Origin of the sequence: Streptomyces sp. NPDC051576 (genome assembly GCF_040681835.1) — a bacterium.
Lineage (GTDB): Bacteria > Actinomycetota > Actinomycetes > Streptomycetales > Streptomycetaceae > Streptomyces.
The window spans coordinates 350,346-376,727 of record NZ_JBFAZO010000006.1 but is presented as its reverse complement, the minus strand read 5'-3'; the positions used below and the strand labels follow the sequence as shown (position 1 = coordinate 376,727).

General features: G+C 71.6%; 26 protein-coding genes. 10 read left to right on the top strand and 16 right to left on the bottom strand.

From position 1 onward, the window contains the following. Window positions 1-21: 21 nt before the first annotated feature. Window positions 22-852: an AraC family transcriptional regulator gene (locus tag AB0M63_RS22435; RefSeq protein WP_355917044.1), complete on the bottom strand. Its 831-nt coding sequence runs from the start codon at window positions 850-852 to the stop codon at window positions 22-24. Between the two features lie 49 nt (window positions 853-901). Then, window positions 902-1,525 (bottom strand): TetR/AcrR family transcriptional regulator, encoded by a 624-nt coding sequence (locus tag AB0M63_RS22430; protein WP_355917047.1) that lies wholly within the window; start codon window positions 1,523-1,525, stop codon window positions 902-904. Window positions 1,526-1,572: 47 nt separating this feature from the next. Between AB0M63_RS22430 and AB0M63_RS22425 the strand changes: the two genes are divergently transcribed. Both AB0M63_RS22425 and AB0M63_RS22420 read left to right on the top strand, forming a co-directional pair. Further along, on the top strand, window positions 1,573-3,138 hold the full coding sequence (locus AB0M63_RS22425) for an FAD-dependent monooxygenase (protein WP_366020587.1): 1,566 nt from the start codon (window positions 1,573-1,575) through the stop codon (window positions 3,136-3,138). Between the two features lie 33 nt (window positions 3,139-3,171). Further along, complete coding sequence (locus AB0M63_RS22420) at window positions 3,172-3,717, top strand: hypothetical protein (RefSeq protein ID WP_366020586.1); 546 nt, start codon at window positions 3,172-3,174, stop codon at window positions 3,715-3,717. On the opposite strand, the gene AB0M63_RS22415 is transcribed toward AB0M63_RS22420, so the two are convergent. Beyond that, window positions 3,668-5,098, bottom strand: coding sequence for an RNB domain-containing ribonuclease (locus AB0M63_RS22415; protein WP_366020585.1), 1,431 nt, complete (start codon window positions 5,096-5,098; stop codon window positions 3,668-3,670). The two genes, AB0M63_RS22420 and AB0M63_RS22415, sit on opposite strands and share 50 nt — an antisense overlap. Before the next feature lie 76 nt (window positions 5,099-5,174). Between AB0M63_RS22415 and yaaA the strand changes: the two genes are divergently transcribed. Next, a complete protein-coding gene (gene yaaA / locus AB0M63_RS22410; protein ID WP_366020584.1) occupies window positions 5,175-5,957 on the top strand; it encodes a peroxide stress protein YaaA in 783 nt (260 codons plus the stop codon). A gap of 73 nt (window positions 5,958-6,030) precedes the next feature. After that, entirely contained in the window at window positions 6,031-6,669 is a 639-nt protein-coding gene (eda, locus tag AB0M63_RS22405) for a bifunctional 4-hydroxy-2-oxoglutarate aldolase/2-dehydro-3-deoxy-phosphogluconate aldolase (protein WP_366020583.1), read from the top strand. Here the strand turns inward: eda and AB0M63_RS22400 are convergent. Genes AB0M63_RS22400 through AB0M63_RS22390 form a run of 3 tightly spaced genes read right to left on the bottom strand, consistent with a single transcriptional unit; the run spans window position 6,644 to window position 9,544 of the window. Beyond that, window positions 6,644-7,897: a bifunctional RNase H/acid phosphatase gene (locus AB0M63_RS22400; RefSeq protein WP_366020582.1), complete on the bottom strand. Its 1,254-nt coding sequence runs from the start codon at window positions 7,895-7,897 to the stop codon at window positions 6,644-6,646. The genes eda and AB0M63_RS22400 overlap by 26 nt on opposite strands. A 19-nt stretch (window positions 7,898-7,916) precedes the next feature. Next, on the bottom strand, window positions 7,917-8,660 hold the full coding sequence (locus tag AB0M63_RS22395; protein WP_328834403.1) for a C4-type zinc ribbon domain-containing protein: 744 nt from the start codon (window positions 8,658-8,660) through the stop codon (window positions 7,917-7,919). Continuing rightward, window positions 8,657-9,544: a Nif3-like dinuclear metal center hexameric protein gene (locus AB0M63_RS22390; protein WP_366020581.1), complete on the bottom strand. Its 888-nt coding sequence runs from the start codon at window positions 9,542-9,544 to the stop codon at window positions 8,657-8,659. Before AB0M63_RS22390 ends, AB0M63_RS22395 begins: the two co-directional genes overlap by 4 nt. 197 nt (window positions 9,545-9,741) lie before the next feature. On the opposite strand from AB0M63_RS22390, the gene AB0M63_RS22385 reads away from it, so the two are divergent. Together AB0M63_RS22385 and AB0M63_RS22380 are read left to right on the top strand one after the other, a co-directional pair. After that, a complete protein-coding gene (locus tag AB0M63_RS22385) occupies window positions 9,742-11,001 on the top strand; it encodes a hypothetical protein (protein WP_366020580.1) in 1,260 nt (419 codons plus the stop codon). A gap of 125 nt (window positions 11,002-11,126) precedes the next feature. After that, window positions 11,127-11,294, top strand: a complete 168-nt coding sequence (locus AB0M63_RS22380; RefSeq protein WP_366020579.1) for a hypothetical protein — start codon at window positions 11,127-11,129, stop codon at window positions 11,292-11,294. Between the two features lie 59 nt (window positions 11,295-11,353). Here AB0M63_RS22380 and AB0M63_RS22375 read toward each other — a convergent pair whose 3' ends face one another. The 3 genes from AB0M63_RS22375 to AB0M63_RS22365 are packed head-to-tail and all read right to left on the bottom strand — an operon-like array spanning window position 11,354 to window position 14,288. After that, window positions 11,354-12,304, bottom strand: coding sequence for a 3-oxoacyl-ACP reductase (locus AB0M63_RS22375; RefSeq protein ID WP_355917075.1), 951 nt, complete (start codon window positions 12,302-12,304; stop codon window positions 11,354-11,356). Window positions 12,305-12,312: 8 nt separating this feature from the next. Next, on the bottom strand, window positions 12,313-13,398 hold the full coding sequence (locus tag AB0M63_RS22370) for a Zn-dependent alcohol dehydrogenase (RefSeq protein ID WP_355917078.1): 1,086 nt from the start codon (window positions 13,396-13,398) through the stop codon (window positions 12,313-12,315). Between the two features lie 29 nt (window positions 13,399-13,427). After that, the gene (locus AB0M63_RS22365; protein ID WP_366020578.1) at window positions 13,428-14,288 is read right to left on the bottom strand and encodes a MaoC/PaaZ C-terminal domain-containing protein; all 861 of its coding nucleotides are present in this window, start codon (window positions 14,286-14,288) and stop codon (window positions 13,428-13,430) included. Window positions 14,289-14,543: 255 nt separating this feature from the next. Between AB0M63_RS22365 and AB0M63_RS22360 the strand changes: the two genes are divergently transcribed. The 3 genes from AB0M63_RS22360 (at window position 14,544) to AB0M63_RS22350 (ending at window position 17,778) form a co-directional block, all read left to right on the top strand. After that, window positions 14,544-15,458 carry an ABC transporter ATP-binding protein gene (locus AB0M63_RS22360; protein ID WP_366020577.1) on the top strand — a complete coding sequence of 305 codons (915 nt, stop codon included), beginning with the start codon at window positions 14,544-14,546 and terminating at the stop codon, window positions 15,456-15,458. A gap of 320 nt (window positions 15,459-15,778) precedes the next feature. Next, window positions 15,779-16,495, top strand: coding sequence for an ABC transporter permease (locus tag AB0M63_RS22355; protein WP_366020707.1), 717 nt, complete (start codon window positions 15,779-15,781; stop codon window positions 16,493-16,495). A gap of 17 nt (window positions 16,496-16,512) precedes the next feature. Further along, window positions 16,513-17,778, top strand: a complete 1,266-nt coding sequence (locus AB0M63_RS22350) for a sensor histidine kinase (RefSeq protein WP_355917089.1) — start codon at window positions 16,513-16,515, stop codon at window positions 17,776-17,778. On the opposite strand, the gene AB0M63_RS22345 is transcribed toward AB0M63_RS22350, so the two are convergent. After that, window positions 17,756-19,318: an alpha-L-arabinofuranosidase B gene (locus AB0M63_RS22345; RefSeq protein ID WP_366020576.1), complete on the bottom strand. Its 1,563-nt coding sequence runs from the start codon at window positions 19,316-19,318 to the stop codon at window positions 17,756-17,758. The two genes, AB0M63_RS22350 and AB0M63_RS22345, sit on opposite strands and share 23 nt — an antisense overlap. 266 nt (window positions 19,319-19,584) lie before the next feature. Here AB0M63_RS22345 and AB0M63_RS22340 point away from each other — a divergent pair, with 266 nt between their 5' ends. After that, complete coding sequence (locus AB0M63_RS22340; protein ID WP_355917379.1) at window positions 19,585-20,217, top strand: response regulator transcription factor; 633 nt, start codon at window positions 19,585-19,587, stop codon at window positions 20,215-20,217. 9 nt (window positions 20,218-20,226) lie between these two features. Here AB0M63_RS22340 and AB0M63_RS22335 read toward each other — a convergent pair whose 3' ends face one another. From AB0M63_RS22335 to AB0M63_RS22310, 6 genes are all read right to left on the bottom strand, one after another. Then, the gene (locus AB0M63_RS22335; RefSeq protein WP_355917095.1) at window positions 20,227-20,985 is read right to left on the bottom strand and encodes a class I SAM-dependent methyltransferase; all 759 of its coding nucleotides are present in this window, start codon (window positions 20,983-20,985) and stop codon (window positions 20,227-20,229) included. Between the two features lie 134 nt (window positions 20,986-21,119). Continuing rightward, window positions 21,120-21,896, bottom strand: a complete 777-nt coding sequence (locus AB0M63_RS22330; RefSeq protein ID WP_366020575.1) for an alpha/beta hydrolase — start codon at window positions 21,894-21,896, stop codon at window positions 21,120-21,122. A 188-nt stretch (window positions 21,897-22,084) separates the two neighbouring features. Then, window positions 22,085-22,891, bottom strand: a complete 807-nt coding sequence (locus AB0M63_RS22325) for a hypothetical protein (protein ID WP_366020574.1) — start codon at window positions 22,889-22,891, stop codon at window positions 22,085-22,087. A 29-nt stretch (window positions 22,892-22,920) separates the two neighbouring features. Then, window positions 22,921-23,469, bottom strand: a complete 549-nt coding sequence (locus AB0M63_RS22320; protein ID WP_366020573.1) for a SigE family RNA polymerase sigma factor — start codon at window positions 23,467-23,469, stop codon at window positions 22,921-22,923. 51 nt (window positions 23,470-23,520) lie between these two features. Beyond that, window positions 23,521-25,074 carry an MFS transporter gene (locus AB0M63_RS22315; RefSeq protein ID WP_366020572.1) on the bottom strand — a complete coding sequence of 518 codons (1,554 nt, stop codon included), beginning with the start codon at window positions 25,072-25,074 and terminating at the stop codon, window positions 23,521-23,523. Window positions 25,075-25,152: 78 nt separating this feature from the next. Next, window positions 25,153-26,343 carry a lipid-transfer protein gene (locus tag AB0M63_RS22310; RefSeq protein ID WP_366020571.1) on the bottom strand — a complete coding sequence of 397 codons (1,191 nt, stop codon included), beginning with the start codon at window positions 26,341-26,343 and terminating at the stop codon, window positions 25,153-25,155. Window positions 26,344-26,382 lie beyond the last annotated feature (39 nt).

Genomic DNA, 26,382 nt, shown 5'->3' with positions numbered 1-26,382 from the left:
CGGCGAGTCTGTGCCGCCCCCTCACCGGGAGTCTTGAACGCTGTTGCGGTACGCCGCCGGGGTCACCCCCAGCACCCGCCGGAACCAGCGGGTCAGATGGGCCTGGTCCGCGAAGCCCACCTGAGCCGCCACCTCGGCGGGGCGGCCGCCCGCCTCCAGCAGTCCGCGGGCCAGGGTCACCCGGTGCTGGGCGAGCCAGGCGTACGGGGGTATCCCCATCGTCGTACGGAAGGCTCGCAGGAGTTGGTAGCGGGACAGGTCGAAGTCCGCGGCCAGGGAGGAGAGGGAGGGTGGGGTGAGCAACTCGTCCGCCAGTCGGTCGCGTATCGCGTGGGCCACCTGGGCCGCACCGGGGACCAGGTCCGGTGCCGGGCGGGCGGTGGAGTGGCGGCGGGTGAGGGCCGTGAGCAGCCATGGGAGGCGGGACTCGGCCTCCAGCGGGTCGGGGCAGGCGCTGAGTTCGGTGTGGGCCCGGCGCAGGGCCAGGGCGAGTTCGGCGTCGTCGAGGAGGGGTTCGCGGAAGTGCGGTGGGCCGCCGCCGAGGGTGCCGTCCGTCAGCAGGGCCGGGTCGGCGTAGAGGGCGCGGTAGGCGTAGCCGTCGGTGGTGCTGCCGGGGCCGCCGGTGTGCATTTCGCCGGGGGCGAGGACGACGATGGAGCCCGGGCCGGTGCGGATACGGCCGCCGCGGTAGTCGATGACCTCCGAGCCGTCGACGCAGACGCCGATCGTGAACTCGGCGTGAGCGTGCGGGGCGTAGACATGGCGGTCGAAGCGGGCGGTGAGGAGGTCCAGGGGCGGGCCGCGGTGGCCCAGTCTCGCCCTCGTCCACAGGGCCTGTTCGCGTGCGGTCACCGGTGGCACCCCCTTTCCTCCACAGGGTGCAACGCGCCGAGGCCATGTGTCATGCCGGGGTGAGGGCCCGCTCCAGGAGGTCGAAGGCCGCGTTCATCCGGGTCTGGTGGTCCTCGGCCGGCCCCTTCCCGCGTTCGCCCGCGAGCAGGCGGCGCGCGGTGGTGACGTAGACCGACCGGTACGCGGCGACGATCAGGGCCGCCGTCAGGGCGGGGTCGGGGGTGTCCGGGGCGGTCTCGGCGAGGGCGTCGGACAGGGCGTTCTCGATCTCCTCCAGGCCTTCGCGGGCCCGCGCGCGCAGGGCCTGCGAGTCGATCACGACCTGCCAGAAGTCCGGGAAGGTGTCGTTGGGGCCTGCCAACGGGTGGTGCTGGTCCAGGAGTTCGAGCGAGAGGCGGCGCAGCGCGGCGAGCGGGGTCTCGCCCGGGGCGCGGTGGCGTACCGCACCGCTGAGCGCCTCGACCGCTTCCGGGATGCGGTCGAGGAACAGGTCCTCCTTGCGCGGGAAGTAGTTGAAGACGGTCATCGTCGACACCTCTGCGGCGCGCGCGACCTCCGCCACCGACACCGCGTCGAAGCCGCGCTCCTTGAACAGGTCCGTGGCGACGTTCGAGATCCGCTGCCGGGTGGCCCGCTTCTTGCGCTCTCTCAGGGAGAGCTCGCCCTCGTTCACGGGAACAGTGTAGCGAACATAATTTTTTAGTGACTACACTTATGCGCATGGACACTGACACGAACTACGACGTCGTGGTGGCCGGAGCCGGGCCCGTGGGGCTGCTCCTGGCCGCCGAACTGAGCCTCGGCGGGGCCCGTGTGCTGGTCGTGGAGCGGCTGGCCGAGGTGAACGAGACGATCAAGGCGGGCGGCATCAATTCCACGACCGCCGTCGCCCTCTACCGGCGAGGGCTGCTGCCCGCGCTGACCGAGGTGCACGAGGAGGCGATGAACCGCTTCAAGGAGTTCACGCGGCAGCACGGCGGCCCCGGCCACGACAACCCCGTGCCGCCGCCGAAGTTCGCCGGCCACTTCTCCGGGATCATGCTGCGGGCCGATCTGCTCGACGACTCGGACCCCGCCTTCGCGGACCTCGGCCCGGTCGAGCGGGTCGGGCTCGTCCCGCAGGCCCCGTTGGAGCGGCTGCTCGGCCGGCACGCCGACGGACTCGGCGTCGAGGTGCGCAGGCAGGTCGAGTTGACCGGCTTCGACACCGACGAGGGGGGCGTCACCGTCCACCTCGCGCCCACCGACGACTCCGCGCCGCAGACCGTCCGCGCGGGCTGGCTGGTCGGCTGCGACGGCGGGCGCAGCCTCGTGCGCAAGCTCGCCGGGATCGAGTTCCCGGGCACCGCACCGGAGATCACCGGCTACCAGGCACTCGCCGACATGACCGGCACCGAACCGCTGCGGGGCGGCTGGAACACCACCGACGTGGGGACGTACGCCTACGGTCCGGTGCCGGGTCGGATCCTCACCGTCGAGTTCGACGGACCGCCCGCCGACCGCGAATCCCCGGTCACCGCCGAGGAGTTGCAGGCCAGTGTGCGCCGAGTGACGGGCGTCGACGTCACCGTGCACAAGGTGCACTCCTCGACCCGGTTCACCGACAACTGCCGACAGGCGGCCACCTATCACTCGGGCCGGGTGCTGCTCGCGGGCGACGCGGCGCATGTGCACTCGCCGTTCGGCGGACAGGGACTCAACCTCGGGATCGGCGACGCGATGAACCTCGGCTGGAAACTCGCCCTGGTGGTGGGCGACCGGGCACCGGTGGAACTCCTGGACTCCTACACGGCGGAACGGCATCCGATCGGCGCCTGGGTGCTGGACTGGACGCGCGCCCAGATCGCGGTGATGCGCCCCGAGCCGCATTCCCGTGCCCTGCGCGAGGTGTTGACCGATCTCACGCGGACGGTCGACGGCACGACGTATCTCGTCAAGCGGATCTCCGGTGTCTGGCAGCAGTACGACCTCCCCGGCGACCACCCGCTGACCGGCCGCAGCGCCCCCGACCTCGAACTCGCCGACGCCACCCACCTCGCCGACCACCTCCACACCGGCCGCGCCCTCCTCCTCGACCTCGCCGACGACCCCAAACTCCGGGCCCGCGCGGAGGGTTACGAGGGTGTGGTGGACGTGCTCACCACCACCTGCCCCGGTCGGCCGGAACTCGCCGCCCTGCTGGTTCGCCCGGACGGCATAACGGCCTGGGCGGCGGACGCGGACAGCACCGAGGACGACCCGACGGAGGCTCTGCGGTTGTGGTTCGGCGCGCCCGTTGGCGCTTGACCCTCCCGCGACGTCAGCATCTGTACTGACCCCATGAGGATCAACTGGGCAGGTGGCGGGCGGGTGTTCGGGTATGCGCGGGGGCGTCGGGCCCTGGTGGCCGGGTCGGCGCTCGCGTGCGTCCTGGAGACGCTCACCCTGTCGGTGCTGCTGCGGGACTCGCCGGTGCCGCACCAACTGGTGCCGCTCCTGGGCCTGTTCGCGGTCGCGGCCGTCGCCGCCCTGCACGCGTCCTCCGCCGCCCGCCCGCATCAGCTCGACCGGGGCGCACTGCGGCTGCGGCGGGCCGTCCGTGCCGACCTGGTCATCCCGCTCGGTCATATCGCCTCGGTCGAGGGCGAGTTGCGTGCCGCCCGCCGCCGGGCCGACGGTGAACTCGATCTCCCGGTCGGCTTCCGCACCTCCGTCACGCTTCAACTCGCCGAGCCCGTAAGCCACTTCACGTTCTTCGGGGGCCGACGGGCGGTCGACACCGTCCGCTTCCACGCCGACGACGCCGAACGCCTCGTAGCAGCCCTGGTGGAAGCGGTCACGCGGGCGCGAACTGTACCTTCGCCGTCCCCGGGTCGGCCTGGGTGAGGCGGACCCGCAGCCGCTCCCCCAGGGGCAGCGGAGTGGTGCCGCCGGTCAGCCGGGCGACGACGGCCGGGGTGTCCAACTGGACTCTTCCCACGGTGGGTTGGTCGTCCTCGACGTCGACCACACAGCCCTCGAAGAGTTCGCCGACACGGTCCTTCAGCAGGGCCGCCTCGACGATGTCGACGCACTCGCGCTCAACCGTGCCCGCGAGGCGGGTGCCGTTGGCCATCTCCTTGGGGAGGGCTTCGAGACCGGCCAGCACCCAGGCGGGCGGGGACGCGGGTGAGAGACAGATCTCTGAGGCGTAGCGGTCGACCAGCCGTCGTAGCGGGGCCGTGCAGTGGGTGTAGGGGGCGGCGACGGCCGCATGGGTGGTGATCTCCGGGAGGACGCCGCCTTGGAAGACCGTGTAGCCCGCGCCGCGCAGCAGGGTCGTGCACTCCTGGAGGAAGGCCGCGTGGTGCGGGCGGTGCGGGTCGAGGGAGCGGATGAGCCGCGCGTACGACATGTGGTGCGGCCAGTCGATGTGCAGGGCGTGCGCGGTGCGGTGGAGGCGGCCCACCGCGCCGTCCGGGGCGGCGGGCAGGGTGCGCAGGACGCCCGTGCCGTGCGCGAGCATCAGCTCGGCGGCGGTCATGCCGGTGAGCAGGGAGATCTGGGCGTTCCAGCCGTCGGCGGGGAGCGGGGCGCGATAACCGAGTTCGTAGGTGTGGTCGCGCTCGACGATCTCCTGTTCGGGCACGTTCAGGGAGATGCCGCCGCGCTCCACCTCCAGCCGTTCCCGGGCCTCACCGATGTCCTTGAGCAGCGCGAGGGGTTCCTCGGCGGTGCCCTCGTCGATGCGGCGCTGCACGGTCGCGTAGTCGAGCTTGGCCCGGCTGCGGACCAGCGCCCGGTGGACGTCCACGGCGGTCGTACGGCCGTCCGCGTCCAGGTCGATCGTCCACAGCACGGCCGGCCGGGTCACGTCGGGCAGCAGGCTCGCGGCGCCCTCGCTCAGCAGGGGCGGGTGCAGCGGGGTCTTCTCGTCCGGGAAGTAGAGCGTGGTGACGCGGCGGTGGGCCTCCGCGTCCAGCGCCCCGCCGGGGGTCACGAAGGAGGCGACGTCGGCGATGGCGTACCGGACCCGGAAACCGGTGCCCCGGCGGGACAGGTGCATCGCCTGGTCGAGGTCCATGGAGGTGGGCGGGTCGACGGTGAAGAAGGGGATGTCCGTGGCGTCCGGGAGCGGGGGCGGTGGGGTCGCTGCCGCCCGTTCCGCCTCGGCCAGGACGTCCGACGGGAAGGTCTCGGGTACGCCGAGTTCGGTACGGAGCGCGGTGAGGGCGGCGCGGAGCGGGGCTTCGGGGGTGCCGGTCACCCGGATGCGACGGCGGGGCATGACACGAGCGTAGGCACAATCCGCCGGGCCGCACCCTTTACGCTGGCGCAGCACCCACCGTAAGGAGAAACCCACCGTGCTCGTCCTGCTGCCGCCCTCCGAAGGCAAGGCCTCCTCCGGACGCGGCGCCCCGCTCAAGCCGGAGTCGCTGTCACTGCCGGGACTCACCGACGCCCGCGCGGCCGTACTCGACGAACTGGTCGAGCTGTGCGCGGCCGACGAGGACAAGGCGCGCGAGGTGCTCGGGCTGAGTGAGGGTCTTCGGGGGGAGATCGCGAAGAATGTCGATCTGCGGACCGCCGGGGCGCGGCCCGCCGGGGAGATCTACACAGGTGTCCTCTACGACGCCCTCGACCTGGCCTCCCTGGAACCGGCCGCGAAGCGGCGGGCCGCGCGCTCGCTGCTCGTGTTCTCCGGGCTGTGGGGCGCGGTGCGAGTGACGGACCGGATTCCGTCCTACCGCTGCTCGATGGGCGTACGGCTGCCGGGGCTCGGGGCGCTGGGCGCGCACTGGCGCGCGCCGATGGCGTCCGTGCTGCCCGAGGCCGCCGGGGACGGGCTGGTGCTGGACCTGCGGTCCTCGGCGTACGCGGCGGCCTGGAAGCCGAAGGGCGGGATCGCGGAGCGGACGGCGACCGTACGGGTGCTGCACGCGCCGACCCGGAAGGTCGTCAGCCACTTCAACAAGGCGACGAAGGGGCGGATCGTACGGAGTCTGCTGTCGGGGGCGGGCACGCCCGGGACGCCGGAGGATCTGGTGGAGACGCTGCGGGGGCTGGGGTACGTGGTGGAGGCGGAGGCGCCCGCGCGGGCGGGGCAGGCCTGGTCGCTGGATGTGCTGGTGGACGAGATTCACTGAGCACACCTTCGGGTGCGTTGCAGTGTGCGCAACGCCCTTTGCGCGTGCTGCATCAGCTCGGCAGGATGAGGCCATGGCTTCCTCCTCCCTGCTCGGGCTCGCCCCCGTCCTCCCCGTCGTCGTCATCGAGGACGCCGCCGACGCCGTACCGCTGGCGCGGGCGCTGGTCGCCGGTGGGCTGCCGGCGATCGAGGTGACGCTTCGGACGCCGGCCGCGCTGGAGGCGTTGCGGTCGATCGCGGGTGAGGTGCCGGGGGCCGTGGTCGGGGCGGGGACCGTGCTGACTCCCGGGCAGGTGGAGGAGTGCGTGGCCGCAGGGGCGCGGTTTCTCGTCAGTCCCGGGTGGACGGATCTGCTGCTGGAGGCGATGCGGGGGTCCGGGGTGCCGTTCCTGCCGGGGGTGTCGACCACGTCCGAGGTGGTGGCGCTGCTCGAACGCGGGGTGCGGGAGATGAAGTTCTTCCCGGCTCAGGCGGCGGGCGGCACGGCGTATCTCAAGTCCCTCGCGGGGCCGTTGCCGCAGGCGCGGTTCTGCCCGACCGGCGGGATAGGGATCGGCTCCGCTCCGGACTACCTCGCGTTGCCCAACGTCGGCTGTGTGGGCGGGAGTTGGATGATCCCGGCGGACGCGGTGGCCGCGCGGGACTGGGGGCGGATCGAGGCGCTGGCCCGCGAGGCGGCGGCGCTCAGCGCAGGTGGGACGTGTCGTTGAACAGCCGTACGCTCGCGTTGCCGTCCCGGTAGTACGCCACCGCCGAGAGCGAGGCCGCCGAGAGTTCCATGCGGAACAGGGCCTGGAGCGGGGCGCCCAGGGCGAGTTGGACGAACGTCTTGATCGGGGTGACGTGGGTGACGAGCAGGACCGTGCGGCCCGCGTAGGCCGCGACCAGCTTGTCGCGGGTGGCGGCGATCCGGGTCGCCGTCGCCGCGAAACTCTCGCCCCCACCGGTGGGTTGGGCCGTGGGGTCGGTCAGCCACGTCGTCAGGTCGTCGGGGTAGCGCTCGCGGACCTCGCCGAAGGTGAGGCCCTCCCAGGCGCCGAAGTCCGTTTCGCGCAGGCCCTCTTCGATCGTCACGTCGAGGCCGAGGCGCTCCGCCACGGCGGCGGCGGTCTCGCGGGTGCGGGCGAGGGGGGAGGCGACGATGTCCTGGATGGTGCCGCGAGCCGCCAACGCGGTTGCGGCGCGCGCCGCTTGGTCCCGGCCGATGTCCGAGAGGGAGGGGTCGGTGCCGCCGCTGCCGGAGAAGCGCTTCTGAGGGGTCAGGGGGGTTTCGCCGTGCCGGAGGAGGACGAAGGTGGCGGGGGCTCCCATGTCGGCGGGGGCCCAACCCGCGCTGGGGGTGGCCACGTTGCGGGCGGCGCGGATGTCGGCGGTGGCTTTGCCGGTGGTCGTCATGGAGCGGGCCGGTGGGGGCTGGTCGCGCCCCGCGGCGGAGCCGCTTGTCGACACAGCCCCGCGCCCCTTGGGCGGGGTGCCTGGACCTGCGCCGAGAAGCTCAGCCCTCGAATCCGCCGCCGACCACTGCTCGCCCCTCTTCCCCGCGTCCATCGCCTCGTTGGCCAACCTGTCCGCGTGCTTGTTCTTCTCCCGCGGGATCCACTCGTATGTCACCTGATCCGCCGGGAACACCGCACCCGCCTCCGCCGCCAGCGGCTTCATGTCGGGGTGCTTGATCTTCCAGCGGCCCGACATCTGCTCGACGACGAGCTTGGAGTCCATACGGACATGGATGCGGGCGGTCGGGTCCAGGGCGTGGGCGGCGCGGAGGCCGGCCAGCAGGCCCCGGTACTCGGCGACGTTGTTGGTGGCGATGCCGATGTACTCGGCCGCCTCCGCCAGGGTCTCCCCCGTCGCCGCGTCGATGACCACGCTGCCGTAGCCCGCGGGCCCCGGGTTGCCCCGGGAACCGCCGTCGGCCTCGACGATGAACTCCCGCACGCCCAGGACTCCTTGGCCTCTACAGACCCGACTCGGACGTGCGCACCAGGATGCGGCGGCAGTTCTCGCAGCGGACCACCGTGTCGGGGGCCGCCGCGCGGATCTCGTTGATGTCGGTGATGGCCAACTCCTGGCGGCAGCCCTGGCAGGTGCGCTGGTACAGCTTGGCCGCGCCGATGCCGCCCTGCTGCTGGCGCAGCTTGTCGTAGAGCTTGAGGAGGTCCGCGGGGATGGTGGCCGAGACGACCTCGCGTTCCTTCTCGGCCGTGGCCTCCTCCGCGTCGAGGGTCTCGTAGGCGGCCTCGCGGCGGGCGGTCGCGTCGTCGATCTTGCCCTGCACGGAACCGACCCGCTCGGTCAGTTCGGCGGTGCGCTCCTGCGCGGACTCACGGCGCTCCATGACCTCCAGGACGATGTCCTCCAGGTCGCCCTGTCGCTTGGCGAGGGAGACGATCTCGCGCTGGAGGTTCTCCAGGTCCTTGGGCGAGGTGACGGCACCGGAGTCGAGGCGCTGCTGGTCGCGGGTGGCGCGCTGGCGCACCTGGTCCACGTCCTGCTCGGCCTTGGTCTGCTCGCGGGCGCAGTCGCTCTCCTCGGTCTGCACGGCCACGAGCAGGTCGCGCAGCTGGGTGAGGTCCTTGGTCAGCGAGTCGATCTCGGCGTGCTCGGGCAGGGAGTTGCGCTTGTGCGCGAGCTGCGAGAGGCGTACGTCGAGGGCCTGGACGTCGAGAAGTCGGATCTGGTCGGCGGGCGCGGCGTTCAGTTGGGGGCTCCCATTGAGTCTGGTGTGGTGGCGGACGCCGCGTGGGCGGTCCAGGGGTCGGTGACCGTCTTGGAGACGTGGACCCGCAGGCCCCATCCCTCGCGGTCGGAGATCTCGTCGAGCTGGGCGGCGGCCAGCTCGCACCAGGGCCACTCGGTGGCCCAGTGCGCCGCGTCGAGCAGCGCGAGAGGACTGTGGGCGCGGGCCTCTGAGGTGGGGTGGTGGCGGAGGTCCGCGGTGAGGAAGGCGTCGACGCCCGCCGCGCGTACGTCGTCGAAGAGGCTGTCGCCGGAGCCGCCGCTGACGGCGACCGTGCGGACCAGGGCGTCGGGGTCGCCGGCGACGCGGATGCCCTGCGCGGTGGCGGGCAGCCGCTCGGCGGCGCGGGCGGCGAGGTCGCGGACGGTGACCGGGTGGTCCAGCTCGCAGACACGGCCCAGGCCCCGGCGGCCCTCCGGGTCGGTGGGGTCCGGCACGAGCGGTCGTACGACCCGGAGGTCGAGCGCGCCCGCGAGGGCGTCGGAGACTCCCGGGTCGGCCCGGTCGGCGTTGGTGTGGGCGACGTGCAGCGCGATGTCGTGCTTGATCAGGGTGTGCACCACGCGGCCCTTGAAGGTGGAGGCCGCGACCGTGGTCGTACCGCGCAGGTAGAGGGGGTGGTGGGTGACCAGCAGGTCGGCGCCCAGCTTCACGGCCTCGTCGACGATCTCGCGCACGGGGTCCACGGCGAACAGGACGCGGGTCACGTCCTGCTCGGGGTCGCCCACGACGGTGCCGACCGCGTCCCAGGACTCGGCCCGCTCGGCGGGCCAGAGGTTCTCCAGCGCGGCGACGACTTCGGACAGGCGAGGTGCGGACTGACGGGATACGGGCTGACGGGGCACGGGGAAAGGCTACCTGGCCGCACTGTGGGGCTGAACCGCCGAAGCAGCCGTAGACGGTCTACGGCCCCGTTCAGCACACCCGCCCCGGTTTCCTCAGGCGAATCGTTACTTGGCCACCCTTATGTGTGATGTGGCTGCTCATCGGTCCCACGTCCGTACGTACGAAAACTAGTTTCGTCGCCGGAGGTGACCGAACCATGACGGCCTGTGCGATCGAGCCCACGGCGGCGGACGAGGACGGGGACGAGTGCGGGGACCTGCGCACCCATGGCGCCGAGGGCGCCGCGTGTGCGATCACCGCGGACGGGGCGTACGCGGCCCGGCTCGCGCCGGCCGGTGACTGTCTGTTTCCTGAGAGGTGGACGCTGGACGGCCCCGAGCCGTACGCCGTGCCGCTGCCCGGCAACCAGCCGGAGGAGCCGGGTACGGAGGTGCAGCCGATGAGCGACGGGCGGGTGCTCATCCGGCGGCTGGTGGACGGGCGGCACACCTTCTCGCTGCTGTACCCGACCGGTCCCGGCACCGGTGAGCTGCCGCTCGGCGCGGTCGAGTGCCCGGACCCGGACACCCGGCTGCGGATGCTGCCGCCGGCGCCGGGGGGCGAGAAGGCGTACGCCCTCGCCGTGGGCCGGCGCTCCACCGCCGTGTGGCTGGTGGCGGGCGGGGCCTTCGGTCCCGAGCATCTCGCGATGGTTCCGGGGCGCTGTTCGGGCGGGGTCTGGCTGGACCGGACGGGCCGGATGCTGGCGCTGGACCGGGAGGTCGGCGGCCGGACCAAGGCGATCGTGGTGGACCTGGAGCGGGACGGGGAGGTGTCGCCACTGCTGCAGATCGCCGCGGACAGCGACGACCGGCTGCTGCTGGCCGATCCGGACAGCGGGCTGCTGCTGATCCGCTCGGACGCGCCGTCGCCGGGGCGGGACCGGCTGGGCTGGGGGGTGCTCGGCTCCACGCTGCCGGTGCGGTTCCCGGAGTGTCTGCGGGTGCCGGAGTGCGCGGTGACGCCGTTCGCGATCCAGCCGGGTCTGGTGCTGATGCCGGAGAGCTGCGGGGTGGCGCTGTGTGTCGACGGGCCGGGCGGCAGCTGGCTCGGCCTGTGGCGGCCCGCCGACCGGCAGTTGCTCCAACTCCCGGCGCCCGAGGGGTGGTTGGCGGGCGCCGGGCTGTGGACCACGGACGGGGTGCTGCGACTGCCGTACGCCACACGGGAGGTGCCGTGCGGGGTGGCGAGGTTCGCGGTGCCCTGGGGGGCGGGGGCAACGGGGGGCCAGGGGGCGACGGGGGCTCCTGGGGAAACGGGGGAAACACGCCCGGGGGATCCGGTTCGGGACGGGACGGCAGGCGCGCCTGGGGAGGCCGCGCGGGAGCCGTCCGAACCGGATCCCCCGGTGCCGGCCGCACCGCGTCCGGTACCGCTGCGGGAGGCGCCGTTGAAAGGCCGGGTGGCGGTCGGGTAACGAAGTGATGTGGCTCGGTAACGAAGTCGTTCCGGACGGCAGGCCGTCGCGCGTCACCCCGGGAACGGCTGGATAAGATCACCGGGTTGTATGAAGGATCTTGTTGCTACGGGGTGAAGTATCCGATGAACGACGCGAGCACCGCGCAGACCATGTCTGCCGACACACACGAGGCCTCCGGTCACGGCAAGCACCGGGGCCCGGTCTCGGCGCAGGACGGCGACTCCGCCGCCCACGGCCGTCACCGCAAGCCGTCCGAGCAGTCCACGCAGTCGAAGTACGCGGCTGTCTGACGGACCATCAGCATCGCCCGGCCCCGCTCGTCCTCGGACGGGCGGGGCCGTCGCGTTCCCTAGGTCTGGTCCGACTCCCGCTTGAGCCCCAGCACCTCGGCCGCCGCGAACGTCTCGCCGTCGGCCCGGCGCGCGTAGTGCGGAGTGAGTACGGCGTCCAGCTCGTCGTAGCTGAAGGTGTCCTGCTTGCTGTCGAACTTGGCCTGGACGTGCGGGCGTTCGACGATCGCGACCATGCCGCCGTGGACGACCAGGAGCTGTCCGTTGATCCGTCCGGCGGCGGGTGCGGCCAAGTAGCCGACGAGCGGGGCGACATGCTCGGGGGCGAGCGGGTCGAGGCCGTCGTCGGGCTCCTCGAAGCCGGCGAAGACGTCCTCGGTCATCCGGGTGCGGGCGCGCGGGCAGATGGCGTTCGCCGTCACTCCGTACTTGGCGAGGGCGAGGGCGGTGGAGGTGGTCAGGCCGACGATCCCGCCTTTCGCGGCGGCGTAGTTGGGCTGTCCGGCGGAACCGGCGAGGAACGCCTCGGACGAGGTGTTCACGATCCGCCCGTACACCGGCGCGCCGCTCGCCTTGGACCGCTCGCGCCAGTGCGCGGCCGCGAAGTGGGTCGTGTTGAAGTGGCCCTTGAGGTGGACCCGGATCACCGCGTCCCACTCCCCCTCCGTCATGGAGAAGACCATGCGGTCGCGCAGGATGCCCGCGTTGTTGACGAGGATGTCGAGCTTGCCGAACTGCTCGACCGCCAACTCGACCAGTTCGCTTGCCTGTTGGAAGTCGGCGACGTCCCCGGTGTGGACGACGGCCCGGCCGCCGGCCGCGCGGATCTCGGCGGCGACCCGTTCGGCGGGGCCCGCGGAGGCCTCACCGGAGCCGTCCCGGCCCGGCTGTCCGTAGTCGTTGACGACGACGGCCGCGCCGAGCCGGGCGAGTTCGAGCGCCTCGGCGCGGCCGAGCCCTCGCGCGGCGCCGGTGACGATCGCGGAGAGGCCCTCAAGTGGCAGCGACATACCGGCCCTCAGATCTCGATGCAGGTGCGCAGGGCCGTGCCCTGGCGCATCTGGTCGAGGGCCTCGTTGATGTCGGCCAGCGGCACCCGGTGGGTGATGAGGCCCTCCAGGTCGACGCGGCCCGCCCGCCACAGGGCGATCGTGCGCTCGTAGGAACGCAGGACGTCCCCGCCGCCGTACATCGAGGGCAGGATGCGCTTCTCGTCGAAGAACAGCTCGAACATGCTGAGTTGGAGGAAGTCGTCCAGGGCGCCCGCGCCGACGACGACGAGGGTGCCGCCGCGGCGGGTGTTCTCGTAGGCGGTACGGGCGGTGGTGGAGCGGCCGACGACCTCGAAGACGTAGTCGAAGCCCTCGCCGCCGGTGACCTCCTGCTTGGCGGTCGGCAGCTCGTCCGGCGAAATCGCCCGCGTGGCACCGAACTTGAGGGCCGACTCGCGGCGCGAGGCGACCGGGTCGACGGCGACGATCTCGGCGGCTCCCTTGAGGCGGGCGCCCTGGATCGCGGAGATGCCGACCCCGCCGCAGCCGATCACGGCGACCGACGAACCGGCTTCCACGTCAGCGGTGTTGAGGGCGGCGCCGAGTCCGGTGGTGACCCCGCAGCCGATGAGGGCCGCGATGTCGAAGGGCACGTCGTCGGGGATCGGCACGGCACAGCCCGCGTCGACGACGACCTCCTCGGCGAAGGTGCCGGTCCCGGCGAAGCCGAAGACATCGGAAGGACTGCCGCCGGGGCGCTTGAAGTTGGGGGTGCCCGCGTTCATGAACCCCGCCAGGCACAGTTGGGTCTGGCCGCGCTTGCAGGCGGGACAGACTCCGCAGGCCGGCAGCCAGCAGACGACGACCCGGTCGCCGGGCTTCAAGTGGCTGACGCCCTCGCCGACTTCGAGGATCTCGCCGGCGCCCTCATGCCCGGGCACGAACGGCGCGGGCTGCGGCAGTACGCCGGCCATCGCGGACAGGTCCGAGTGGCACAGCCCCGTGGCCCGCACCCGGATCCTGACCCGGCCGGGCCCGAATCCCGTCGCCTCGACGTCGTCGAGGACTTCCAGTTTGTCCTGGCCTATCTCGTGCAGTACGGCTGCGCGCATGGTGCGGCTCCCCTCAAGTCTGACCTGGCTCAGGAGTGTTCGACGATCGTGTCGGCGAGGACGGGCGCGTCGTCCCGCTCCACGGCGCTCACCGCGACCCTTACCTCGGTGCCGCCCCGGCGCCACATGCGGATGCGCAGCGTCTCGCCGGGGAAGACGACTCCGGCGAAGCGGGTGTCGTAGCCGCGCACCCGGGTCACATCGCCGTCGAGCAGGGTGTCGACGACCGCCTTGAGCGTCATACCGTAGGTGCACAGGCCGTGCAGGATGGGCCGGTCGAACCCGGCGACCTTGGCGAACTCGGGGTCGGCGTGCAGCGGGTTCCAGTCGCCGGAGAGGCGGTAGAGGAGGGCCTGGTCCTCACGGATCGGACGCTCAACGACCCTGTCCGGGGCGCCTGTTGGCGGTTCGAGGCGGGTGGAGGGGCCGCGGTCGCCGCCCCATCCGCCCTCGCCCCGGACGAAGATCTGTGCGTCGTTGGTCCACAACGGGCCGTCGGTGTCGGCGACTTCGGTGCGCATGACGAGGACGGCGGCCTTGCCCTTGTCGTAGATCGCGGCGATCTTGCCGGTGCTGGTCGCGATTCCCTGGGTCGGGATGGGGCGGTGCAGGCGCAGGGACTGGCCGCCGTGCAGGACGCGGGCGAGGTCGACCTCGATGCCGGGCATGGACAGGCCGCTGATCACGCCGGGTGAGCCGTTGCCCGCGACGGTGGCGAAGCTCGGCAGGACGTGCAGCCGGGACTCCAGGGTGTAGCGCAGCTCGTCGGGGTCGGTCGCCGGGGTGCCCGCGCCGAGGCCGAGGTGGTAGAGCTGCACGTCCTTGGTGGTCCAGGAGATCTCGCCGGTCCGGGGTTCGGCCGCGAGGGCCTGGGCTGCGTCGATGGGCATGGGGCTCCTGATCGCCGGTGGTCGAAGACCCCGGTGCGGCCGTCCGCACCGTCGGCCGCACCGAGGTCGTCACGGGCCGACCTAGAACGCGTTCCAGTCCGGCGACCCTTGTATAGCCCAGCACCCGGCAGTTGTGAAGGCTCCTGACACTGTGTCAGGTCCGTGCCTGTCGGGGGCGCCCGTGACATTTGTCCTGCCCGAGTCCGTACATGCGCATCTGCCGTGCGGGGGGCTCGGGTTCGTAGCGTCGTAGCCATGACACAGACAGGTGGGGCAGAGCGTGCGGTGTCCTTCGCGGGGGCGGTCAAGGCCTTCGGCGCGGTGCGCGCCGTCGACGGCGTGGACCTGGAGATCGGGCGCGGCGAGACGGTCGCGCTGCTCGGCCGCAACGGCGCGGGCAAGTCGACGGCGATCTCACTGCTGCTCGGGCTGAACGCGCCCGACGCCGGCCGGGTCGAACTGTTCGGCACGCAGCCCGAGTCGGCCGTACGGAACGGCCTGGTCGGGGCGATGCTCCAGGAGTCGCGGGCAGTGCCCCGGGTCACCGTGGGCGAGCTGATCACCTTCGTCGCCCGGCGCTACCCGACCCCGATGCCCGTCGCACAGGCCCTCGACCTGGCCGGTATCGGCGAGTTGGCCGGGCGCCGGGTGGACCGCCTCTCGGGGGGCCAGACGCAGCGCGTGCGGTTCGCCGTGGCCCTGGCCGGCAACCCGTCACTGATCGTCCTGGACGAGCCGACCGCCGCCCTGGACGTGGAGGCACGGCACGCGTTCTGGCACTCGATGCGCGCCTACGCGCGGCGCGGTCACACCGTCCTGTTCTCCACGCACTACCTGGAGGAGGCGGACGCACACGCCGACCGGATCGTCGTCATCGACCGCGGCCGGATCGTCGCGGACGGCACCGGCGAGCAACTCAAGCGAGCGGCCGGCGGCAGCCTCGTCTCCGTCGACCTGGGAGGCCGCCCGACCGAGGACCTGGCTGGGCTCCCCGGCGTCCGCACCCTCGAAGTACGCGGCGACCGCGCGCTGCTGCGCACCGACGACTCGGACGCGACCGTGATCGCACTGGCCGCACGCAACGCGATCTGCGGCCTGGAGGTCAGCCCGGCCTCGCTGGACGACGCGTTCCTGGCTCTGACGTCCGGACCCGAACTGGAGACGGTGTGATGCTCGACGGCCTGCGACTCGCGGACCGCCTCCCCACCGCCACCCCGGCAACCCCGCACCACCGATTCCCCGCCCGCACGGCCCCCGGAGACGGAGACCGCCTGATACCCGACCGCCCGCGACGCGCAGACCGCCAGACCCCCCGCGACTCCAACTCGACAACCGACCTCACAGATACGGACCGCCCGCTCGACGCCACTCCGCCACTCCCCCACCACCGATCCCTCGCCCGCACGGACACGGGCCGCCCGCTCGACACCACCCCGGCGCCCCCGCACCACCGTTCCCCCGCCCGCACGCACCCCGAAACGGAGACCGTCATGCTCGACTACCTGCGCCTCGAAGTACGCCGGACCCTGCGTGACCTCGGCTTCGTCATCGGTGGGATCGTGATGCCGGTGATGATGTATCTGCTGTTCACCAACCTCGGCGGGGACGACAGCGGTTACAAGGCCACGGCGATGGTCGGTATGGCCGCCTACGGCGCGGTCGGGTCCGCCCTGAACACCGGGGGTGGAGTCGCCGAGGACCGGGCGATCGGGTGGCTGCGGCAACTGCGGGTGACGCCGATGACGCCGCGCCAGGTCGTCGTCGGCCGGGCGCTGACCGGGTCGGTGACCGTGTTGCCCTCGATCGTGGCGGTGCTCGCGGCAGGCGGGCTGGTGAACGGGGTTCGGCTGGCCGTCTGGCAGTGGGTGTTGGTCGCGTTGCTGCTGTGGCTGGGCTCGGTCCCCTTCACCCTGCTCGGCCTCGGCAACGGCTACGGCCTGACCTCCCAGACCACCGGCGTCGCCAACATGGCCTGCAACCTGGGGCTCGCGGTGATCGGCGGTCTGTGGTTCCCGATCAGCCTGTTCCCGGGCTGGCTGCGGGCCGTCTCGGAGTACACCCCTACCAACCGCTTCGCGGCACTCGGCACCTCCGTCGCCGACGGGCATGCCCCGGCGCTCGGCGCGATCGTGGTTCTGACGGCTTGGCTGCTCGCGTTCGGTTCGTACGCTGTCCTGGCGTACCGCCGGACCGGGCGGACCGTGTGACCGGGGGAGCGAGAGAGATGTCCTGGATGCGAGGGATCACCTGCCAGATACGCCAGTTGCGGGCGGCGCGGGCCCAGTGGAGGGCCGACATGGCGGAGTTCAAGACCGCGCAGAAGGAGGCGCGCCGCACGGGCGCGCGGCCCGAGCACCCGGGCCCGCCGCCGACCGGCTTCTCTCTGTTGCCGTGGCTGCTGATGGGTCTCGGCTCCTTCTCCAACCTCCTCCAGGGCAAGACCGCCAACCCCTGGATCGGCGCTCTGGGCCTGCTCGCCTTCAACTCCCTCTACATCAACGTCGTCTTCCGCTCCTTCGTGAAGGAGAAGCGCGAGGCCGTCCCGACGCGGGTGGCGCTGGTCGTGATGGGCGTGATCACCTGCGGCCTCGCCCTCGGCTACGGCGGCAGTTGGCTGTACTTCTTCCCGCTGCTCGGCCTCGCCACCGGCGCCTGTCTGCGCGGCCCGCGCCTCGGCCAGGTCGGCCTCGCGCTGACCGCGCTCGCGGCGGCGGTCTCCGTGTTCCGGGCGGGCTGGGACGCGATCAACGTCGCCTACGGCACCTTCCTGTCCACCATGGTGACCGCCGCGATCCTCTCCCTCTCCGAGGCCGTACGCGAACTGCGCGCCGCCCGCGAGGAGTTGGCCCGCCGTGCGGTGGCGGAGGAACGGATGCGCTTCTCCCGCGACCTGCACGACCTGCTCGGGCACACGCTCTCGGTGATCGTGGTGAAGTCGGAGGCGGCCCGGCGGCTCGCGCCCCGCGACATGGCGGCGGCGCTGGACCAGATCACCGACATCGAGTCGGTCGGCCGGCAGGCGCTCACCGAGATCCGCGAGGCGGTCACCGGCTACCGCGAGGGCAGCCTCGCCACCGAACTGGACAGCGCCCGCTCCGCGCTGTCCGCCGCCGACATCGACCCGGTGGTCCGCCAGTCGGGCCCGCCCCTGACCCCGCAGACCGAGGCCCTGCTGGGCTGGGTGGTCCGCGAGTCGGTGACCAACGTCGTACGGCACAGCGGCGCGGCCCGCTGCGAGATCACGCTCGACGGGGTCCTGGACCGGGTCCGCCTGACCGTCGCTGACGACGGCACGGGTGCGGGCGCGGGTACGGGCTCCGCCGAGGGCGTCGGCGGGACCGGTCTGAAGGGCCTCACCGAACGCCTCGCGGCGGCGGGCGGCTCCCTTCGGGCCGGCCCGTCGCCGCGCGGCGGATTCACTGTCACCGCCGAACTACCGGTGGAAGCACCGGAGTTGACCGAGGCGGCTACGGCGCCCAGGGCGCGGTGACCACCCAACTGACGTCGTCCGTCCACGAGGTGGCGCTGTCGAAGGCGTTCGAGCCGCCGTCGCTCGCGATGTAGACGTTGTAGTTGTAGTGCCGGAGATATCTGGTCGGATAGTTGTACGACGCGAACGAGGTGCCCGTGCCGCTCTTGCCGGTCGAGGCGCAGAACGTGGCGTCCTGTCTGAACTGCGCGGTGCCGACCATGGGTTGTCGGTAGAGCTGGTAGTTGAAGTGGCGCAGGAAGTCGCCGGGGTAGTTCCGAGACTCGAAGGAGTAGCAGGAGCTGTTGGCGAGTCCCCTGCGGACGATCCAGGTGGCGTCGCCCTTGTCGAGCGCCGAACTGCTCGACGTGATGGCCGAGACGACCGCCGCGTTGGCCTGGTGGCGGATGTAGTCGCCGGTGCAGCACGAGGTGGTCGCGCGCAGCGAGATCTCCGAACCGGCCGCGAGCGTGCCGGTGGTGCCGGTCGAGCCGCCGTAGCCGACGGACACGATGTTGGCCTGCACCAGGTTGTCGGCGGCGTCCGTGGGGATGCCCGCGGTCATGACGCCCTCGAAGAACGAGCCGATGGAGCCGTTGCTGTTGTCCCCGCCGGTGCCCAGGACGATCGCGCCCTCCTGGTGCATGGGCGAATAACCACTGGTGGTGGGTTCACCGCCGGAATACGTGGTCGTGAGACTGCCCGACTGGGCATTTCCGTATTTCAGCGCGAAATGGTCCTGACCGTTGTTTTTCAGCAAAGCGGTGACGAACGGCCTCGCTCCGGTACCGGTGTTCGCCGTGTTCTTGCTGTACCCGGAGTCCGACTGGAACAGCCCGTTCTCCAGGTCGGCCTGCACCCAGGGACCACTGCCGTAGCAGGGCGCGAACCAGCATTCGGTGCCGAAGTTGATCGCGTCCATGTGACCGTTGCCGGTGTCCTGGTTGTTGGTCTCGGCGTTGCCGTAGTCGAAGCAGCAACCACCGTTGACGTGGGTGCCCGAGGTCACCATGTACATCCCCTCGGCGGCGCCGTTGGTGGCCACGCCCGAGGTGGAGTTGTCGCGGTAGCCCATGCCGGCCGAGATCTCCAGGCCGTAGACCTGGTGCCCGCCGACGGTCACCGGCAGCGCGTCCGCGGGCGCCCCGACATCGGCCACGCCCGCCCCGCCGGCGCCCTCGATCGTGAGGTCGTTGTGGCGCGCCGACTGGTCGTAGATCTTGGTGATGATGCAGGTCGTACCGGCACAGAACGAGTCCTGCGCCGCCGCGTTGGCATAGCCCCCGGCCGCCAGCAGGCCGATGTTCGCGGTGGCGCTGTCGGAGGCGCGCTGCACCTGGTACAGCGAGCCGTTGTAGGACGAGTAGAGCGCCCTGACGAGACTGTGCGCGGCGACGCAGGGCGTCCCGGCGGTGGCGTAGATGTCGCACGGGAGCGAGGTGGCGGCCGACGCCTGCGGAACGCCGACGGCGAGCGCGGCGACGGTCACGAGCGCCGAGAGTGCGGCCAGGACTGCGTTTCTCAGCCGGCGCGGCCGGGTGCGGAGGAATCTCAAGAACACGGTGCACCTCCTGGAGCCTTGGCTCCTGGTCGAAATACCGGACATTGTTCGATCGAAATGCCGAACCTGTTCGCGATCGAAATGTCGAACCCGTCGAACCTGTCGAAAGTTTTCCGAAAATCGGCCCGGCATGTGAAATTCCAGAATGTTCGCAGAATGCCGAGGCGATTGTTTGCCCGCGGCCGTGGACCGTCAAGACTCGCGGACGCCGACAATGAAGAGTTTTTGACAACCGCCCCGGGCCTTACCCTTGCCCCGTGGATGAGATGCCCCAGGACCACCGGCCCGCCAAGTCCGTCAGAGTGCTGCTCGCCGAGGACCAGGGCATGATGCGCGGCGCCCTCGCCCTGCTGCTCGGCATGGAGGCGGACCTGGAGGTCGTCGCCCAGGTCGGGACGGGTGACACGATCGTGGACGCGGCCCTCACCCACCGCCCCGACGTCGCCCTCCTCGACATCGAACTCCCCGGCATGAGCGGCCTGGACGCCGCCGCCGAACTCCGCGAACAGGCCCCGGACTGCCGGGTGTTGATCCTCACCACCTTCGGCCGCCCCGGCTATCTGCGCCGGGCGATGGAGGCGGGCGCCGCGGGCTTCCTGGTGAAGGACGGCCCGGTGGAGGACCTGGCCGCCGCGATCCGCCGCGTCCTCACCGGCGAGACGGTCATCGACCCCGCGCTCGCGGCGGCCGCGTTGAGCGCCGGCCCCAATCCGCTGACCGCCCGCGAGTGCGACGTCCTCAAGGCCTCGGTGGACGGCGCGACGGTCTCCGACATCGCCGGCAAGCTGCACCTCTCCGAGTCAACCGTCCGCAACTACCTCTCCTCGGCGATCGGCAAGACGGGCACCCGCAACCGCATGGAGGCGATGCGGGAGGCCCGGCAGCAGGGGTGGCTCTAAGGGGTGGCTCTAACACTCCGTCCGGGGGCGGCGGAACAGTGCCGTCCACAGGAAGTCCTCGCCGAAGCACGGCGATTGGGCCGGTTCGGCGCGCATCCGGCGCAGCTCGGCCTCCTCCAGGTCCCCGAATATCCAGCGCAGGGCTTCGGGGGTGTAGGCCAACCCGCCCTGGAGACCGGAGCCTTGGTACAGGTCGGCGTCGGGCAGCTCGGAGCCCATCGCACCGGCCGCGAAGCAGGTGAGCGCGAAGTGGCCGCCGGGGGCCAGGACTTGGTCCAGCAGCGCGAGGTAGCTGATGCGCCGGTGCGGGGGCAGATGATGGAAGCACCCGGAGTCGTAGACCAGGTCGTACGGGCCCGGGAGTTCCGTGCCGACGAGGGCGAACGCGTCCCCGCAGTGGAACCGGGCCCGGATTCCCGCCTCCTGGGCCCGCTCCTCCGCCCAGGCGACCGCCGTCGGCGACAGATCGACCGCGTCCACCTCGAAGCCCCGCGCGGCCAGGTGAAGGGTGTTGCGCCCCGGGCCGCAACCCAGGTCCAGGGCACGGCCGCCCCCGGGGACGAGACCCCGGTCGAGATACGCGACCAGGTTCTCGTCCGGCTTCGCCACGAAGAACGGCACCGGCTTGGCGCGGTCGGCGTAGAAACCGTCCCACCAGGAGGCTGCCCCGGTGGTCCACCGGTCGGCGTCCGGCGCGAACAGCCCGTCCAGGAGCCGGAGTACGTCGTCGATCGTGCGTATGTCACGCCCCTGCTGGTTCCGGTCCATCCGGCTCCCTTTCCAGTCGGCATCCCGCAACGGCAGCATGCCAAAAGCGAATCCGCACGGTCGGAGCGGCAGTCCCCGGTGCGTCGGGTGGTCGCCGCGCCCCGCCGGTGAGCCGGGCGCCGCGACCGTGTGGGTCAGGCCGGCGACGTGGTCGGTCGGCCGAGGTGTCGGGCGAAGAACCGGACCGCGCTGTCGGCCTCGAACCTGGGCAGTTCCTTGTGCCTGCCCGAGTTCACGTGCAACGACTTCTCCTGCGAGGCGAAGGCGTCGAACAGCGCGAGACCCTCCTCGCGCGAGATGTGCTCGTCGTCCCACTGCATGTCGAACTCGATCGGGACGGTGATCTCCTTCGCCTGCTCGGCCAGGACGTCGGGCCAGTGCTGGCCGAAGACCGCGGCGGTGATCCTGGGGTCGGTCGCCACGAACGGTATGCCGATCGCGGTGCCCATGTTGATGCCCCAGAAGCCGACCGGCCCGTCGCCGCCGATCTCCGGAAGCTCCTGGAGAGCGTCCAGCATCGCCCGGTACTCGGGCACGGCCAGCTCCGCCAGGTGGGCGTTGTAGCGCACGACGATCGGGCCTTCCGGCTCGCCCGCCGCCCTCGCCCGGAACAACTCGGCGATTTCCGCCTCGTCGTGCGCCGTGCGCGGCCGGTCGCCGTGACCCGGTGCGTCGATGACGGCGACGTGGAAGCCACAGCCGGTCACCAGGCTCCTGGCGCGGCCGGACATCGCGGGGTGCTTCTTGTGGTTGCCGCCGCCGTGGGCCATCAGGACCAGGGGGGCGCGATCGGCCGCGCCGGAGGCCGGCGACCAGAGGACGCCGGGGACACCGGGGACGCCGCCCACGGTGAAGTCGCGTTCGAGCATGCCGTTCGACGACGATTCGGCGGTGAACTGCAAGGAATACATAGGTGTTGCCTTTCGGGAGTGCCTTGTTGTCGAGGCGCTCCCGGCGACATCTACGTCAATCGCCGGCCGTGTCGGAAAGGGGGAGCACCCACATCGATACAGCGTTCATGGGTCTCACCTCCTCGGGCGGTGTCACGGTCGACCGGAAGCTACCAGCCCTGCTCCTCACCGCTCCAGTGCTTTTTCCCTTACTTCGTCACCCCCACCGAGTGGAACGTCGTCCCCTCCGGTGCGATGCACACGAACCAGTTGGACGACGAACCGTCCACCGGGCGGATCGCCGATTCGTCGCTGTTGACGTCGGCGCCCTCCGCGACCCTGTGGACGACGGTCGAGCTGCCGTCCTTCCAGGTGCAGGTGACCTCCTGGGCGGTCTTGGCGACCTGGCCGATCACCAGGCGCTGCGGGGTGGTGTGCTTCGGGTCCAGGGAGAGCGCGACCGAATCGAGGTCCGTGCCCGCCATCGTGTCCTTCGGGTCGATCGTGTTCTGCGTGATGACGACCGGGTTCCCGTCCCCGACGGTCCGTCGCACGAAGAACGAGGACTTGCCGATCAGCTGCGACGCCTTGGTCACCTCCACCGGCATCTCGCCGTACGTACGCATGGCCTGGAACTGGACCTGTGCCTCCCCGTCGTTGCGTGGGGCTCCCCACTCGTCGACGCTGACCGACCACTCCTTGACGCCGCCGGAGGCGCTGCCGGTCCCGATCATGGACTCGATCGGCGAGTACACATTGCGCTCCTCCGGGGTCAGCGGCGGGATCTGCTGCTGCGTCACCGCGGGCGTCACCTCTCCCCCGCTGCCGTCGCGCAGCCCCGCCAGCGCCAGCGTGCCCGACGTGCCGGTGATCACCAGTGCCGCGGCCGTCGCGAGCGCCCAGCGGCGGGCCCGGCGCCGGCGGCCGCCCCGGATCACCGCCTGGTAGGGGGCTATACCGATCTCGACCTCGTCCGCGGCCTCGGCCAGCAGGAAGGCGATGTCTCTGTCCGTCATGGTGTGGTTCGTCTCCCGGTCCGCGCTCATCACTTCGGCCCTCCCTGCGTCACCGTCTCGGCGAGTCCCGGTATGGCGCGGAGCTTCGCGATCCCCTTGGCCGCGTTGCTCTTCACCGCGCCGACCGAGCAGCCCATCGCCTGGGCCGTCTGGGTCTCGGTCAGGTCCTCCCAGTACCGCAGCACCACCGCCTCCCGCTGCCTGGGCGGGAGTTGGACCAGTGCCTTCAGCAGGGCGCTGCGGTCGTCGGCCTGGGCGATGCGGTCACCGGTGTCGGCGATCTCGCGCACCAGGCCCGAGTCGTCCTTGGGAGCCAGGAACTCCTTGAGTCGTCTGCGGTGTTTGCGTGCGTGCGCGTTGATCATCACGCGCCGGACATACGCCTCCGGGTCGTCGGCCGAGCCGACCTTGCGCCAGGCCACAAAGGCCTGTTCGAGTGTCGACTGGACCAGATCCTCCGCGGCGTGCTGCTCCCCCGTGAGAAGAAATGCCGTCCGCATCAACCCCGGCCAGCGGCCGATGACAAAGCTCTGGAACTCGTCATGCCGAGCCTCCCGAGCCTGCTTGCGCTCCCCCATGGGCACCTCCTAGATGTCTAAAGGAGTCCATGAGCCGCCCGAACCGTTGCCTCACTTCTCGAAAGTCGTCGCAGCCGTGTTCTCCACGCCCTCCGCGCCCTCCTGAGCCACCGCCGCGTCCAGGCCCGCCCCCGCCACCGCGGGCGCCGGCGCCTTGCGCCACGGCAGCCACACCACCATCAGCACCACCCCGCCGAGCAGCACCCCCGTCCCCGTGCGGAACGCCAGCGCGTACCCGTCCGTCAGCGCCTCCGGCGTGAGCCCGCCGCTCCCCGCGACCCGTGCCGTACGCGCCGCCGCGATCGTCGACATGACCGCGAGGCCCAGCGAACCACCCATCGTGCGCGAGGTGTTGACCAGCCCGGAGACGAGACCGGCCTCCCCCGGCGCGGCACCGGACGTGGCGAGCGCGGCGAGCGGGGTGGCCGTCAGGCCCGCGCCCAGCATCATCAGGATTCCGGGGAACATGATGTCGGTCAGGTAGTCCCCGCGCGCGGTCATCAGCGACTGCCAGCCGAAGCCCACCGCGGCGATCAGCGTCCCGAGCACGGCGACGTTGCGCGCGCCGAGGACCGGCATGAAGCGGGGCGCCGACTTGGAGCCGATCAGGACGGCCAGGGAACTCGGCACCAGCGCGAGCCCGGCCTCCAGCGGTGTGTACCCGAGCACGTTCTGCGTGTACAGCGTCATGAAGAACCACATGCAGAACATCGCGGAGCCGCACAGGAACATCCCCGCGTTGGCCGAGGACACCGCCCGCGCCCGGAACAGCCCGAGCGGCATCAGCGGGGCAGCCGTACGCGCCTCGACGAGAAGGAAGAGGGCGACCAGCGCGAGCCCGGCGGCCAGTGGTGTCAGGGTGGCCCCGGCCGTCCACCCCTCGGCCTCGGTCTGCGAGATGCCGTAGGCCAGGACCCCGAGCCCCGCCGTGACCAGCACGGCACCGGGCAGATCGAGCCGCCGCCCGTCACCGGCCCGGCTCTCCGGGAGCCACCGCAGCGAGCTGAGCAGCACCACCGCACCGACGGGCACGTTGATCAGCAGCACCCAGCGCCAGGACAGCGTGTCCACCAGTACTCCGCCGACGAGTCCGCCCGCCGCTCCGCCGCCCGCGCCGACCGCTGTCCAGGTGGCGATGGCCCGGGCACGGGCCGCGCCCTCCGGCACCGCCGAGGTGACGATGGTCAGCGTCGAGGGAGCCAGCACGGCCGCGCCCAGTCCCTGCACGGCCCGCGCGAGCAGAAGTTGCCAGCCGTCCTGGGCCAGCCCGCCGCAGAGCGAGGCCAGGGTGAAGAGCGCGAGCCCGACCAGGAACATCCGCTTGCGCCCGTAGAGGTCACCGGCCCGCCCGCCGAGCAGCATGAACCCGGCGAAGGCGATGGCGTACGCGTTGACCACCCACTGAAGCCCTGACGCGCTCATCCCCAGGTCGGTCCGCATCGACGGCAGCGCCACGTTGACGACGGACACGTCGAGCACGACGAGGAACTGCCCGGCGCAGGCGAGCGCCACGACCAGCCAGGCGGGCGGTGCCGTGCCCTGCCGGGAGAAACGGGACGGGCGGGCTATTCGGGAGGCGTCAGCGGCTCGGGGCATGGTCGTCATACTCTCAACCGGTCTGCGCCCCTTGCATCGGTATTTCGCCCCGACCGCGGACCCACCGTGAGACCTACGCCGCCGGTCCTACACCGCCCGCACCATGGTGACCACCGCCGCCCCGCCCAGCCCGATGTTGTGCGCCAGCCCCACCTCGGCCCCCGGCACCTGCCGCTCCCCCGCCGCCCCCCTCAACTGCCAGACCAGCTCGGCGACTTGGGCGATCCCGGTGGCCCCCAGCGGATGCCCCTTGGAGATCAGCCCGCCGGACGGGTTGACCACCCAGCGTCCGCCGTAGGTCGTTCCCCCGGACTCGACGAGCTTCCCGCACTCGCCGGGATCGCACATGCCCAGCGCCTCGTACGTCAGCAGTTCGTTGATCGAGAAGCAGTCGTGCAGTTCTACGACGTCCACGTCCTCGATGCCGAGTCCCGAGCGGTCGTAGACCTGGCGGGCGGCGGCCCGGGACATGGGCTGTCCGACGACGTCGATGCACGATCCCGAGGCGAAGGAGTCCTCGGTGTCGGTGGTCATCGCCTGGGCGACGATCTCGACGAGCGGGCCGGGCAGGCCGCGGGCCTGGGCGAAGCGTTCGGAGACGACGACCGCCGCCGCCGCGCCGTCCGAGGTCGGGGAGCACTGGAGCTTCGTCAGCGGGTGGTGGACGACCCGTGCGGCGAGGATGTCGTCGACGTCGTAGACGTCCTGGAACTGGGCGTTCGGGTTGTGCGCGGAGTGCCGGTGGTTCTTGGCGGCGACGGCGGCGAGCTGCGCCTCGGTCGTGCCGTACTTCTCCATGTGTTCGCGGGCCGCGTCGCCGAAGATCTGCGCGGTGGGCGGGGACATCTCGAAGCCGTGCCGGGCGGCCATCACGCCGTAGTGCCGGGCGACGGGGGACGTGGCGAAGTCTCCACCGTCAGCACCGCCCCCGAGCGCGCCCCGCTTCATCTTCTCGAAGCCCACCGCCAGCACGCAGTCGGCGGCGCCGCCCTCGACGAGCTGCCGGGCCAGCATCAGGGCGGTCGAGCCCGTGGCGCAGTTGTTGTTGACGTTGTAGACGGGGATGCCGGTGAGACCCAGCTCATAGGCGGCGCGCTGGCCGGCGGTCGAGGGTTGGAAGCAGTAGCCGATCGGAACCTGTTCCACCTCGTCGTAGGAGATCCCGGCGTCGGCGAGGGCGGCGGTCCCCGCCTCGCGCACCATGTCCCAGTACTGCCACTCCCGGCTCTCCGGCTTCTCGAACTTCGTCATCCCGACGCCGGCGACATAGGCCTTCATGGCGGGCGAGATTAGAACACGTTTCAATGAATGGCCAGA